The 12,066-nt window shown below is 63.2% G+C and carries 14 protein-coding genes; 8 read left to right on the top strand and 6 right to left on the bottom strand.

The window, feature by feature from the left end; genetic code table 11:
- Window positions 1-258: 258 nt before the first annotated feature.
- Together EN994_RS04605 and EN994_RS04600 are read left to right on the top strand one after the other, a co-directional pair.
- Window positions 259-477, top strand: a complete 219-nt coding sequence (locus tag EN994_RS04605) for an exopolysaccharide production repressor protein (RefSeq protein WP_224674556.1) — start codon at window positions 259-261, stop codon at window positions 475-477.
- Between the two features lie 613 nt (window positions 478-1,090).
- Window positions 1,091-1,393 (top strand): DUF1236 domain-containing protein, encoded by a 303-nt coding sequence (locus tag EN994_RS04600; protein ID WP_013530629.1) that lies wholly within the window; start codon window positions 1,091-1,093, stop codon window positions 1,391-1,393.
- Window positions 1,394-1,476: 83 nt separating this feature from the next.
- On the opposite strand, the gene yghU is transcribed toward EN994_RS04600, so the two are convergent.
- Window positions 1,477-2,343: a glutathione-dependent disulfide-bond oxidoreductase gene (gene yghU / locus EN994_RS04595; RefSeq protein WP_013530630.1), complete on the bottom strand. Its 867-nt coding sequence runs from the start codon at window positions 2,341-2,343 to the stop codon at window positions 1,477-1,479.
- Between the two features lie 195 nt (window positions 2,344-2,538).
- On the opposite strand from yghU, the gene EN994_RS04590 reads away from it, so the two are divergent.
- The gene (locus tag EN994_RS04590; protein WP_024501724.1) at window positions 2,539-3,444 is read left to right on the top strand and encodes a S1C family serine protease; all 906 of its coding nucleotides are present in this window, start codon (window positions 2,539-2,541) and stop codon (window positions 3,442-3,444) included.
- A 15-nt stretch (window positions 3,445-3,459) separates the two neighbouring features.
- Window positions 3,460-4,434: a LysR family transcriptional regulator gene (locus tag EN994_RS04585; protein ID WP_063168624.1), complete on the top strand. Its 975-nt coding sequence runs from the start codon at window positions 3,460-3,462 to the stop codon at window positions 4,432-4,434.
- Window positions 4,435-4,450: 16 nt separating this feature from the next.
- Here the strand turns inward: EN994_RS04585 and EN994_RS04580 are convergent, their stop codons facing one another.
- Both EN994_RS04580 and EN994_RS04575 read right to left on the bottom strand, forming a co-directional pair.
- On the bottom strand, window positions 4,451-5,179 hold the full coding sequence (locus tag EN994_RS04580) for an SDR family oxidoreductase (protein WP_024501722.1): 729 nt from the start codon (window positions 5,177-5,179) through the stop codon (window positions 4,451-4,453).
- A gap of 129 nt (window positions 5,180-5,308) precedes the next feature.
- On the bottom strand, window positions 5,309-5,770 hold the full coding sequence (locus tag EN994_RS04575; protein ID WP_024501721.1) for a MarR family winged helix-turn-helix transcriptional regulator: 462 nt from the start codon (window positions 5,768-5,770) through the stop codon (window positions 5,309-5,311).
- Window positions 5,771-5,835: 65 nt separating this feature from the next.
- Between EN994_RS04575 and EN994_RS04570 the strand changes: the two genes are divergently transcribed.
- Window positions 5,836-6,306 carry a cupin domain-containing protein gene (locus tag EN994_RS04570; protein ID WP_024501720.1) on the top strand — a complete coding sequence of 157 codons (471 nt, stop codon included), beginning with the start codon at window positions 5,836-5,838 and terminating at the stop codon, window positions 6,304-6,306.
- 21 nt (window positions 6,307-6,327) lie between these two features.
- On the opposite strand, the gene EN994_RS35945 is transcribed toward EN994_RS04570, so the two are convergent.
- On the bottom strand, window positions 6,328-6,720 hold the full coding sequence (locus EN994_RS35945; protein WP_244514320.1) for a hypothetical protein: 393 nt from the start codon (window positions 6,718-6,720) through the stop codon (window positions 6,328-6,330).
- A gap of 481 nt (window positions 6,721-7,201) precedes the next feature.
- Between EN994_RS35945 and EN994_RS04560 the strand changes: the two genes are divergently transcribed.
- Both EN994_RS04560 and EN994_RS04555 read left to right on the top strand, forming a co-directional pair.
- The gene (locus EN994_RS04560) at window positions 7,202-7,801 is read left to right on the top strand and encodes a YdeI/OmpD-associated family protein (RefSeq protein WP_027160818.1); all 600 of its coding nucleotides are present in this window, start codon (window positions 7,202-7,204) and stop codon (window positions 7,799-7,801) included.
- A gap of 241 nt (window positions 7,802-8,042) precedes the next feature.
- Complete coding sequence (locus tag EN994_RS04555; RefSeq protein WP_224621835.1) at window positions 8,043-9,176, top strand: transporter substrate-binding domain-containing protein; 1,134 nt, start codon at window positions 8,043-8,045, stop codon at window positions 9,174-9,176.
- A gap of 91 nt (window positions 9,177-9,267) precedes the next feature.
- Here the strand turns inward: EN994_RS04555 and EN994_RS04550 are convergent, their stop codons facing one another.
- Window positions 9,268-9,549 carry a hypothetical protein gene (locus EN994_RS04550; RefSeq protein WP_082826505.1) on the bottom strand — a complete coding sequence of 94 codons (282 nt, stop codon included), beginning with the start codon at window positions 9,547-9,549 and terminating at the stop codon, window positions 9,268-9,270.
- Window positions 9,550-9,830: 281 nt separating this feature from the next.
- Between EN994_RS04550 and EN994_RS04545 the strand changes: the two genes are divergently transcribed.
- Window positions 9,831-11,453 carry an ABC-F family ATP-binding cassette domain-containing protein gene (locus EN994_RS04545; RefSeq protein ID WP_127307412.1) on the top strand — a complete coding sequence of 541 codons (1,623 nt, stop codon included), beginning with the start codon at window positions 9,831-9,833 and terminating at the stop codon, window positions 11,451-11,453.
- Between the two features lie 3 nt (window positions 11,454-11,456).
- Here the strand turns inward: EN994_RS04545 and EN994_RS04540 are convergent, their stop codons facing one another.
- A complete protein-coding gene (locus EN994_RS04540; protein ID WP_013530641.1) occupies window positions 11,457-11,897 on the bottom strand; it encodes a hypothetical protein in 441 nt (146 codons plus the stop codon).
- Window positions 11,898-12,066 lie beyond the last annotated feature (169 nt).

The following is a 12,066-nucleotide window of genomic DNA, read 5'->3' as shown; positions in this document are numbered from 1 at the left end:
GTGCAAAGACCGGCGTGCTTCTGGATTGTCGACGGCTGGCGTGTCAGCCCAGCCCGCCAGCACCGCGGCCGCGGCCCGCACAGTTGCCAAGTTGCCGTGCAAATGGAGAACGCATTGCGGCGACTGACCCCTTACTTGCGAAGTTGCTAAAATAATGAAATGTTGTCCGCGGGAAATGAAATGAGGCAGGGACTGGTTGGAACCGGCGCGGTTTCGACGGTTTTGGAAACCATGTATTTTGGACAGTTTCTGGTAGGAATGTCAGCCACGGCCGTCATCGTCGCGGTCTGGACCTATATGACCACCGGCTCCTTCTGGGAGGCATTTGCCTGGACGATAGCGACGCTGCTTGTCCTGCAGGTCGGCTACTTCGTGCTCGTCGTGAGGCTGATCTTCAGGCGCGCACATGACATCGTGCCGAGCCAGGATCCGGTAGACGCCTTTCCGCCATTGCATCGCGACGGTGTCCAGCTTTGAGACCGGGTGACCGGGACCGATCAGGAATGGCGTTTCCATACCAGGCCGTCCACTCGAGCGCGTGCGCCGGGGCGCTCGGGGAACGTCGCCACCAGCGCGATCACGACCGACGGCAAGGTGTTTGGTCGCTGAGACGGCTTCTGAGCATATCCCTGCTGGAGATTTCGGCCAGCGTTATCATGGGAACAGGATGCATGCGCGACCGCTCCGCATTGTGCTCAGGCCGACAGGTTGGGAACAAGTGCTGATGCTTCGCGTTCTCTGGCAGTGCCGATGAGGTTGCCGCCTCCATCGGTGCCGTTATGGCTCGCTCTGCTCCCGGCGGGGCGAGCCCTTTTCGTGCTGGAGCCTTTCAAATCGTCCAGATGAAGAGGCGGATGCGCGGCCGATTTGGCGCACTGGTGCTCAGATTGAATTTTTTCCCTTTAAATATCCGTACATATCTGTGCAAGTTTTCAAACTCTTGAATGCTGTCTGCCGAATGTTTGATCAGCAACCAATCAATATCCAGGCTGCAATCGTAATATCTTCAATTCTGAAGTTACGATGGAACCGCATGGCAGCGGTGGAGTTTTTATGGAGGGCGGAATTCAGTTATCACTAGGAGATGGCCATGAGACTTTATCTTACGAGCGCGGCGACCGCCGTCGTCCTGATGGGCGGGATTGGTGCGGCGCTGGCGGAAAACGTCGTCGTCGTCCAGCCGGAGCAGGAGACAGTCGTTCGCGAATACATCAAGAGAGAACCGCTTGCCTCGGTGAACCTTCTGGGCGTCGAGCTCAAGCTCGGCTCGTCGGTGCCGGATACGGTCGAACTGCGTGAGGTGCCCGACGTCAAATACCGCGTCGCGGTGATCAACGACCAGACGGTCCTCGTCGATCCGGAGACCCGCCAGATTGTTGAAGTGCTGCACTAGGGATTCCGCAGTACTGGACCTTGGGAAAAACCCGCCCCGACGTCGCGTCGGGGCGGGTTTCCTTTGCCGCGACCCGCGATGGCCTATTCGGCGGCCAGTCTATCCTGCGTCTTGGTCTCGAAATCGCTGGCGTCGTGGCGTTCATGCAGTTGCATGGCAGGCTCACCGAAGGCGCGGTTGACCATGCGCCCGCGCTTGACCGCCGGGCGGGCGTCGATGGCCTTCGCCCAACGCTGCACATGCTTGTACTCGTGCACCGACAGGAACTCGCCGGAATCATTGTACATGCGGCCGAGTGCCAGCCCGCCATACCAGGGCCACACCGCCATGTCGGCGATGGAATAGTCCTTGCCGCCGAGATATTCAGTCTCGGCCAACCGGCGGTCGAGCACGTCCATCTGACGCTTCACCTCCATCGAGAAGCGATCGATGGCATATTCGAACTTTTCCGGCGCATAGGCGTAGAAGTGGCCGAAGCCGCCGCCCAGATACGGCGCCGAGCCCATCTGCCAGAACAGCCAGGACAGCACCTCGGCGCGGGCCGGCTGTTCGGTCGGAAGGAATTCGCCAAACTTTTCGGCGAGATAGACCAGGATCGAGCCGGATTCGAAGATGCGCACCGGTGTGGTGCCACTGTGGTCCATCAGGGCCGGAATCTTGGAGTTTGGATTGACCTCGACGAAGCCGCTGCCGAACTGGTCGCCATCGTTGATCCGGATCAGCCAGGCATCGTATTCGGCACCCTTGTGGCCGCGCGCCAGAAGCTCTTCCAGCATGACGGTGACCTTGACGCCGTTCGGCGTCGCCAGCGAATAGAGCTGCAACGGATGCTTGCCGACAGGCAGTTCCTTGTCATGCGTCGGCCCGGCGATCGGCCGGTTGATGCTGGCAAAGGCTCCGCCGCTCGGCTTGTTCCAGGTCCATACTTTCGGCGGTGTGTAGTCGGTCATTTCGTGGCCTCGTGTCGGGGAAGGATGGCAGGTCGCCATTAACTAGGGCTGCGGATGTGTAAGTTCAACTTGCGTTGAACTATTATCGATGCCCGCAGTGCCAACATCGGCAATTGGGCTCTTCCTTACCCTTGCGCCTTCTCCTGCGTGGCATACCTATAGAAGATGTCGCCAAAGCCCACCCAGGACAAAAGCATGACCATCAATCCCAATCTGCGCTCGGTCGTGGCCGTGCGGGCCACTGTTCCCGAAGATGCCTTTACGGCCGGGGCGCTCGGCACGCTCAGGGAAGGCAGCGGCGTCGTCATTCGCAATGACGGGCTGGTGCTGACCATCGGCTATCTCATCACCGAAGCGGAAGAGGTCTGGCTGACCAGCCATGACGGCCGCGTCATCCCCGCGCACGCGCTGGCCTATGACCAGGAATCGGGCTTCGGCCTGGTGCAGGCGCTGGCGCCGCTCGGCCTGCCGGCGGTGGCGCTGGGCGATGCCGGCAAGGCCAGGATCGGCGACGCCGTGGTGCTGGCCGACGGCATCGGCCAGTCGGTGCAGGCCAGGATCGTCACCAAGCAGGAATTCGCCGGCTATTGGGAGTATCTGCTCGACGAGGCGATCTTCATTGCGCCGGCGCACCCGTCCTGGGGCGGTGCCGGGCTGTTCGGCGCCGATGGCTCGCTGCTCGGCATCGGTTCGCTGCGCCTGCAGATGAGCCGCAATGGCGAGGTCGCCGATATCAACATGGTGGTGCCGATCGATCTGTTGCCGCCCATACTCGACGATCTCCTGACGCGCGGCCAGGTGGCCAAGCCGCCGCGTCCATGGCTCGGCGCCCTGTCGGCCGAAAGCGATGGCAGAGTGGTGGTGATGAGCGTGACCGAAGGCGGTCCGGCGGCCAAGGCTGGCCTGCGCCAGGGCGACATCATCTCGGACATCCGCGACGGCGCGGTCGATGGACTCGCCGATTTCTATCGCAAGCTGTGGGAGAGCGGCTCGGCCGGTGCCGAGATTCCGATGCGGGTGCTGCGCGACGGCCGCGAAACCTGGCTGCGCGTCAAGTCCGCCGACCGCGGCAGTTTTCTGAAGAAACCGCAGCTGCAATAGCGCGTCAGCCACACGATGCATCCAAGACTGCTCAAAACCTTCCTTGCGGTGGCGCGGAGCCGCAACATCACGCGCGCCGCAGAAGTGGTCCACCTCGCGCAATCGAGCGTCAGCGACCAGATCCTGGCGCTCGAGGCCGAGCTTGGCGCTGCCCTGTTCACGCGCGCGAAGTCCGGTCTCGAGCTGACGCCGGCAGGCCTAGCGCTGCAGCCGATCGCCGAGGATTTGTTGCGGCTCGACGGCGAGGCGCGCGCGGCCGTGCAGGCAGCGGCAGGTTCGACAAGCGGGCACCTGACCATCGGCGCGCTGGAGACGATCGCGTCGGCCAGGCTGGCGCCTTGGCTGCCCGGGTTCCAGGCCGGCCATCCCGACATCACCGTGCGGATGAAGGTGGCGGGCAGCGGCGCGCTGCTGCGCCAATTGGAGGATGGCGACATCGATGTCGCGTTCTGCTTCGACCGCCGTGATTTCGCGAAGGGCGCGTCGGATAAACACTTCGCCAGGCGCACGATAGCAGCCGAACCGCTGGTGCTGGTCGCGGCTCCGGGGCAGGGCAGCGTGCCAGGCGACCTTGCCGCGCTTGGCGAACTGCAGTTCGTGGCAACGGAGCCCGGATGTATCTACCGACACATGTTCGACACGGCCTTTGCCGAGGCGGGCGCTGCCGCACCCAGACTTGCCAACGAGGTCGGCAGCATCGGCGCCATTGCGCGGCTGGTGGCGGCCGGCGCGGGGCTCGCCCTCGTTCCACGCCTGGCCGTCCCGGATGCGCTCGCACGCGGCGACATCGTCGAAATGCGATGGCCCGGCCAGATGCGGACGGCGCCGCTGGTGATGATCTGGCGCCGCCGGCGCGTCCAGCTGCCGGCGCTTAAGCAATTGCTCACTGCCGCGCGCGACACGCTGGTGCCGGCCCTGCAGCCCGCCAAGGCTGGTTCAGGACTTGAATCGTCGAACCGCTCCAAGGCCTTGTTTGCAAACAACTCCTGACGGAAGCAGCGGCGGTTCAGATCAGGCGGTGGCCGCCCTCGACATGCAGCGTCGTTCCCGTGGTAAAGCCATTGCCGATCAGGAAGGCGATGGCGTCGGCGATATCATCGGGTTGGCCAATCCGCCCGACCGGCAGCCGCTTGGCCATCGCGGCTAACGTCTCGTCCTTCCTGTCGCCGGCCACTTGCGCCCAGATCGTGGTGTCGACCCAGCCGGGTGACACGGCATTGACGCGGATCGGCGCCAACTCGACCGCCAGCGCCCGCACGAGGCCTTCGAGCGCTGCGTTGACAGCAGCAACGACGGAGCCGCGTGCGGCTGGGCGATAGGCGGCGATACCGGAGACGAAGGTCATGGAGCCGGATGCTGCCAGCCGCGGCGCACCGTGCTTGGCGAGCAGCAGCGGGCCATACAGCTTGCTCTCCACCACCTTTTGCGCCGCCATCAGGTCAAGCTCCGGCAGCAGCCGGTAGGCGCCTTCGATGTCGGCTGCGGTGCAGACGATGTGGTCGAGTCCGCCAATCGCTGCGAACAGCGCCGAGACCTGGTCTTCGCGCGCGATGTCGACGACGGCCGTCTCCAGCCCGGCGGGATTGCCGAGCGCCTCGCGCGCCTGCCGCAGCCGGTCTTGGCCGCGCCCGGCGATGATCACCTTGGCTCCGGCCTCGATGCAGCGCCTGGCCAGCGCCAGGCCCATGCCGGAGCCGCCGCCGACGATCAGGATTTTCTGTTTCGAAATGCTCATTTCGCTCTGCCTTTGCTTGGATGGACAAGGGCAGGAATTGGCAGTTCGGCGCGACAGAAGGAAACGGAAGAAACCGATAGTGCCATCGGAAAGGCCGATGGAGCAGGGCGGACGGGCGCCGTCTCTGGCTCAGCGCACCAGCGGACTTTCCCAGACGACAAACAGCAGAGCTTTCAGCTGGGCAAAGCGCTCCGGCCCAAGTTCGGTGCGCCATTCCTCCTCGATGTCGCGCAGGATATCGACCATTTTCCAGAACGCGGCATGACCGCGTTCCGTGGATCGCACCACGCGCGCACCGCCATCGCCGGGAATGTCGGAGCGGACGAGGTAGCCGTACCCTTCGAGACTGCTGAGCAGCTGGTTGATGGCCTGTTTGCTCATGCCGGCACGCTCGGCGATGGTGCCGGGCCGCGCGCCGTCCGGTCCGGGAAACTGCAACACCGCCATATGCGGCAGGCGCAATTCGTCGAAACCGGCGGCGTTGAGCTCCTTGATCAGCCGCCGCTGGATCGCTTGTGCCGGCACGCGCAGCAGGGCGCCGATCAGCAGGTTCTCGGTCTTGGTCTGTAGAACTTCCGTTGAGGTGGGCATTGACGATCCGGTAAATTGAGTTTACTGATAGCGAGTAAATGTAATTTACCGGAGGGCTTTGCGCAATGTCGGTCATGAATCTTCAGGTCAATCCAGCCAATGAGACCGGCGACAAGGGGCTGTCGATTCGCTTCCTGGTGACGGGCGACAGTTCGAACGGCAGCATCGCCGCCTTTGAGTTGAGGGTTGCCAGCGGACTGCGCCTGCTGGCGCCGGCGCACAGCCATGATCACTACGAAGAGACGATCTACGGCATTGAAGGGGTGCTGACCTGGACCGTCGACGGCAAGCCGATCGAGGTCGGACCGGGAGAAGCGCTGTGCATCCCGCGCGGCGCAGTCCATCGCTTCGACAACAATGGCAGCGCGGATGCGAAAGCGCTGTGCGTCGTCACACCAGCGGCGATCGGTCCGGACTATTTCCGTGAGATATTCGCCATGTTCCACGCCGCCGCCGGCGGTCCGCCGGACAAGGCTGGGATGATGGATATCATGCGCCGCCACGGGCTGACGCCGGCAGCGCCGCCGCCAAGCTGAAGTCGGTCGAAGAGGCGCCGGTCACGCGCCGCAAGCGCTGAAGGTGGTGCCGGGGTTCCAGTCCTTGAAGGCGATGGTCTGGCCTTCGACCGAGACGTTCCTGTGCTTGGTGCTGCCGTCCGGCTGCTTTTCGCTGCTGGTGCCTTTGCCGGTCAGCACATTGTACTCGCAGGCGCTTTCGGCATTCTCCTTCAAATAGTCATAGTGGTCATAGGCGAAGCCGGCGACGATGAAGGCATCATTGCGCCAGGCGATGGTCAGCGTCATGTCGGTCCGTTCGCTGCCGATCTCCATCGCTGGCAGGTAGAATTTGATCGAGCCGTTGGGCAGCATCGTCAGTTCCGGCTCGGTGTCGGAGTTCTCGTAGCCCGCCCGCTCGTAGCCGTTCCATTCCCCTTGGATCTGCTCGTGCACGATCTCGACGGGTTTGAGGTAATTGTGCTCCTGTCCCTGAGGAAGAAGTGGACGTCCATCGGATGGCCGGGTTCGGTCTCCACCACCATGGCAAGATCGACGGCGCCGTCGCCATTGAAATCGCCAGTCACAGCCGTGATGATCTTCCGGGTTTCGATCGGCTCGGCGAGGGTGGCCGTGGGGAGAAACAACACAAAGGCGAGCAACAGAGATTTCATGCGTATTCCCCCGGGAGCGAGACGGCGTGCCCGAGCACGAGCATGGCAGGTATTCCGGGACTTTCTACAGTGGGGCGGGAAGAAAAATGTTCGGGCCGACGGGCGCGAAGGAACGCCGTGCGCGCCTGCCAAGTTTGCTGCCGGAAACTGACAGCAATTCATGCCACGATGCTGGCCAATGACGATGGGCATGATGCCGGAGGCAGGACGACAGTGAGAGCGATGACGCGAGGGGCAACAGCATCGAACGGGCAGGCCGACTGATGGCGCCGATCAAGGTCGATCCCGCCAAGGTCCACGAATTCGCGGATCCTGCCGGCTTCTACGCCTGGCTGAGCAAGCACCACGCCACGGAAACCGAAGTCTGGATCAAGGTGCACAAGGTGGGGTCGGGATTGAAATCGATCACCCCCAAGCAAGCCATCGACGTGGTGCTGTGCTTCGGCTGGATCGATGCGGTGCGCAAAGGGTTGGACGACAAGAGCTTCCTGCAGCGCTACACGCCGCGCGGCAGGAAGAGCATCTGGAGCCTGATCAACATCGACAATGTGGCGCGGCTGGTCGAGGAGGGCCGCATGACCGAGCATGGGCTCAAACAGGTCGAAGCGGCGAAGGCGGACGGGCGCTGGGCGCGCGCCTATGGCAGCGGCAAGGAGATGAAAATTCCCGATGATTTGCAAGCGGCCATAGACGCCGAACCCGCTGCGAAGGCGATGTTGGCAAAGCTCAGCGCGCAAAACCGCTTCGCGCTCGCCTTCCGCATTCACAACATGAAGACGGAGGCCGGGCGCAAGAGGAAGATCGAAGCGTTTGTGGCAATGCTGAAGCGCGGTGAGACGATCCATCCGCAAGGCAGGAAGTGAGGTTTGGCGCGAGTTCGTCTTCGGCGCCGCAAGCCTGTCCTCAAGGGATCCCTCGTTGCGCGAAGCGCTTCAGGATTTGAATCGCGAAATTGTTCCAACTGCTTGTTTTCGCGCAATTCGGGGTCGGCGTGGCGCGGCCGCTTCAGCAACGACATCGCTGGTGGACGGAGGAGGGCACGGCGGCTACCCTTCGAAAGCCGCGACGATCGAGCGGCGGACCGGTCGCTGGGAGTCGTTGCCGTTGAGAAGAGTTGCTTCGTGGACGATGGCGCTGGGTCTCATTGTCATCGTCGCGTGTGTGGGAGCCGGGGTCACGCTTGCCCAGACTTCGCCCGATCAGACTTCTCCCGACTTGGCTTCCCCCTCGGCCTCGCCGGCAAAAGAGATCTCGGTCGGGATAAAACAGGCGCCGCCTTTTGCGTTCAAGCTGCAGGACGGCAGCTGGTCGGGATTGAGCATCGACCTCTGGCAGAAAATGGCCGGGCGGCTCAACCTGCGCTTCCACTATGTCGAAGTGCCTGCCGTGCAGGACCAGATCGATGGCGTCGTCAGCGGCAGATTCGATGCGGCGATGGCCGCGATCACGGTCACGGCCGACCGCGAAAAGGCCGTCGACTTCACGCAGCCCTTCTTCACGACCGGGCTCGGCATCGCAACGCCGCTCAACAACCAGCCGTCATGGCGGCCGGTGCTGCATGCCCTGACGTCGTTCGGCTTCCTGCAGGCGGTTCTGGCGCTGGTCATCATATCGGTGGTGGTCGGCGTCCTCATCTGGATGTTCGAACGCCGGCACAATGACGATTTCGGCGGCGGCGTCGCCAAGGGACTGTTTTCCAGCATGTGGTGGTCGACCATCGCCGCGACGCAGGCCAGCACCGGTGATTTCGGCCCGCGAACCGTGCCGGGGCGCGTGCTGGCCGCGCTCTGGATGATGGGATCGATCATTGCGATCGCGGTGTTCACTGCGGGTGTCACATCGGTGCTGACGGTGACGCAGATGGAAGGCATGGTGCAGGGCGAAAGCGATCTCGCCGCGGTCAGGGTCGGCGCGGTGCAGAGCTCGTCGACGGCGTCCTATCTGGATTCGACCCAGATCCGTCATCAGGACTTTGCCTCGATCCAGCAAGGCCTCAACGCGCTTCGCGCCGGCAAGATCGACGCGCTGGTGCACGACAAGCCGCTGCTTGGCTGGCTGGTCGGGCAGAATTACGCGACAAGCCTGCAGGTTCTCGATGCGACGTTCGACCAGCAGCAATATGCCATTGCGCTGCCGCTCGGCAGCCCGTTGCGCAAGTCTCTCGATGTCGCCCTCCTGCAGACCATCGAAAGCGATTGGTGGAAGCAGGCCGTCTTCCAGTATCTGGGCGAGAAGTAGCCGGCAGCAATTTCAGCGGTGCTATGCGCTGGAAGAACCGCCGTCGCTATCCGAGAGTGGCGGCCTGTCTTTCAGGGATGGATGGTTGCTGTCACTGGTCCAGGTCGACCGGTGTCACGCCAAGAAGTTTCAGGGCATTGGCATAGGTCCGGATGCCTTGCGCCTGCTTGCGCTCGGCACAGAACCGGTTCGCCTTGTCCTGGAGTGCCGTTGCCTCGGCGATCTGGCTCGCGCTGGCACCGGGTTTGGCTTTGGTCTGGATGGCTCCGTCGAGTTGAAGACCGAGCCGGCTGCAATATTCGCTCCGGGTGACCGCCGCATCCGACTGTGCGACCGCAAGCACGGCGAGCGAAATGCCTGTCAGGGCAGCCATCCATCCGGTCGAACGTCGTTGCATGTTTCGGGACCATTTCTTCGCGTTGTGCCGCAGGCCGCGTGACCGCCGCGAGGGTGGTTATGACAGGCGATGTTTTCGCGAGTTTTTCCCGGATGTTGAATCTTGTTTCTGGAGTGTGTCTGGCGGTGAAGCTGCCAATCTCCCCCACGAGGGGGAGATCGGCGGTGTGCGGCGCTTGCGCCTCTTCCTTTGCGGCTATCCTTCGCGTAAGGCGCCGGGCAAATCGTTTCACGCAAGCAAAATTCCCCGGACACCGCATGATCAGACTTGAAAGCATCAGCAAGCAGAACGGCCGTCAGCTTGTCTTCATCGAAGCGTCGGCGTCCCTGCAGAAGGGCGAGAAGGTCGGCCTCGTCGGGCCGAACGGCGCCGGCAAGACGACGCTGTTTCGCATGATCACCGGCCAGGAGCAGCCAGACGAAGGCCAGGTGCAGGTCGATCGCGGCGTCACCATCGGCTATTTCAGCCAGGATGTCGGCGACATGGAAGGCCACAGCGCTGTCGCCGAAGTGATGAACGGCGCCGGGCCGGTCAGCGAAGTCGCGGCCGAAATGGCGGCCCTCGAGGCGGCCATGGCCGATCCCGAGCAGGCCGACCAGATGGACGAGATCATCGAAAAATATGGCGAGGCGCAGCACCGCTTCGAGGAACTCGACGGTTATGCGCTGGATGGCCGCGCCCGCGAAGTGCTGGACGGTCTCGGCTTTTCGCAGGAGACGATGGACGGCGATGTCGGAAAGCTGTCCGGCGGCTGGAAGATGCGCGTGGCGCTGGCCCGCATCCTGTTGATGCGGCCCGACGCCATGCTGCTCGACGAGCCGTCGAACCATCTCGACCTGGAGAGCCTGATCTGGCTGGAATCCTTCCTGAAGAACTATGATGGCGCGCTGCTGATGACCTCGCACGACCGCGAGTTCATGAACCGCATCGTCAACAAGGTGGTCGAGATCGACGCCGGTTCGCTGACCGCCTATTCCGGAAACTACGAATTCTACCAGCAGCAGCGGGCGATCGCCGATAAGCAGCAGCAGGCTCAGTTCGAGCGCCAGCAGGCGATGCTGGCCAAGGAGATCGCCTTCATCGAGCGCTTCAAGGCGCGCGCCTCGCATGCCGCGCAGGTGCAGAGCCGGGTGAAGAAGCTGGACAAGATCGACCGCGTCGAGCCGCCGAAGCGCCGCCAGACCGTGTCCTTCGATTTCCTGCCGGCGCCGCGCTGCGGTGAGGATGTCGTCACGCTGAAGAACGTCCACAAGGGCTATGGCAGCCGCAGCATCTATGAGGGGCTCGATTTCCAGGTCCGCCGCCGCGAGCGCTGGTGCATCATGGGCGTCAACGGCGCCGGCAAATCGACGCTTCTGAAGCTGGTCGCCGGCGCTTCCGAGCCCGATACCGGCACGGTCGCGCGGGGCCCAAGTGTCAAGATGGGATATTTCGCCCAGCACGCCATGGAGGTGCTGGAAGGCGAGCGCACTGTGTTCCAGACACTGGAAGACGCGTTCCCCCAGGCCGGCCAGGCGCCGCTGCGGGCACTCGCAGGCTGCTTCGGCTTTTCCGGCGACGAGATCGAGAAGAAATGCCGTGTGCTGTCAGGCGGCGAGAAGGCGCGGCTGGTGATGGCGCTGATGCTGTTCGACCCGCCCAACCTTTTGGTGCTGGACGAGCCGACCAACCATCTCGACATCGCCACCAAGGAGATGCTGATCACGGCACTTTCGCAGTATGAGGGCACCATGCTGTTCGTCTCGCACGACCGGCATTTTCTGGCGGCGCTTTCCAACCGCGTGCTGGAACTGACGCCCGAAGGCATCCACACCTATGGCGGCGGCTATACGGAATATGTCGAGCGGACGGGGCAGGAAGCGCCGGGCCTGAGGAGCTAACGGCTACCTCAGCGAGATGCTCATGCCGCTGAGGTCGGCGTTGACCTGCAGGCCGACCTGCCTGCCCGTCAATTCGAGCTGGGCGCCCTTGTCATTGGTCATGACGATCACCTGAGCCCCTTTGCCAAGCGCGCCGCCACCGCCCGCCGCACCGTAGACCCCGGTCACATCCCGCGCACGTTTGATGTGGCGCACGGTACCTCGGAAATAGGTCTTGGAGACGCCGAAGGCGAGACCGCCCGAGACGCCGCCGACCGAGATGGGATAGCGGCGGCCATGGAAGGTCAGCGTTCCTTCGCCTCCGGAGCCACCGACGAAGAAGGCCGCCTTGTAGACGGCGAAGCGGATCGTGCCGCTGTCGGCATGCGCGGCGCTGGCAAAGCCGATGCTCGCGGTGGCGACGGCGGCAACCGCTATGGAACGAAATCCGGATGAAATCTTCATGGTGAGAACTCCTCAATGTCGCCGCTTTGCCGGCCAGGATGTCTGGGTGGGATCAAAGCTACAACTGAACAGTCTCGCCCGCGGTTTGGTTCCAGGCCCCGTGATTTGGTTCCAGGCATCATTCGAATCCGGCTGCGGGAAGGCCGGGGAGAGGGCGGAGGGTGGGGAG

The sequence above is a fragment of the Mesorhizobium sp. M7A.F.Ca.CA.002.09.1.1 genome, assembly GCF_003998555.1.
In the GTDB taxonomy this organism is placed as follows: domain Bacteria; phylum Pseudomonadota; class Alphaproteobacteria; order Rhizobiales; family Rhizobiaceae; genus Mesorhizobium; species Mesorhizobium ciceri.
Note: the sequence above shows the minus strand (reverse complement) of the source record. Positions and strands in the feature narration are given on the sequence as shown.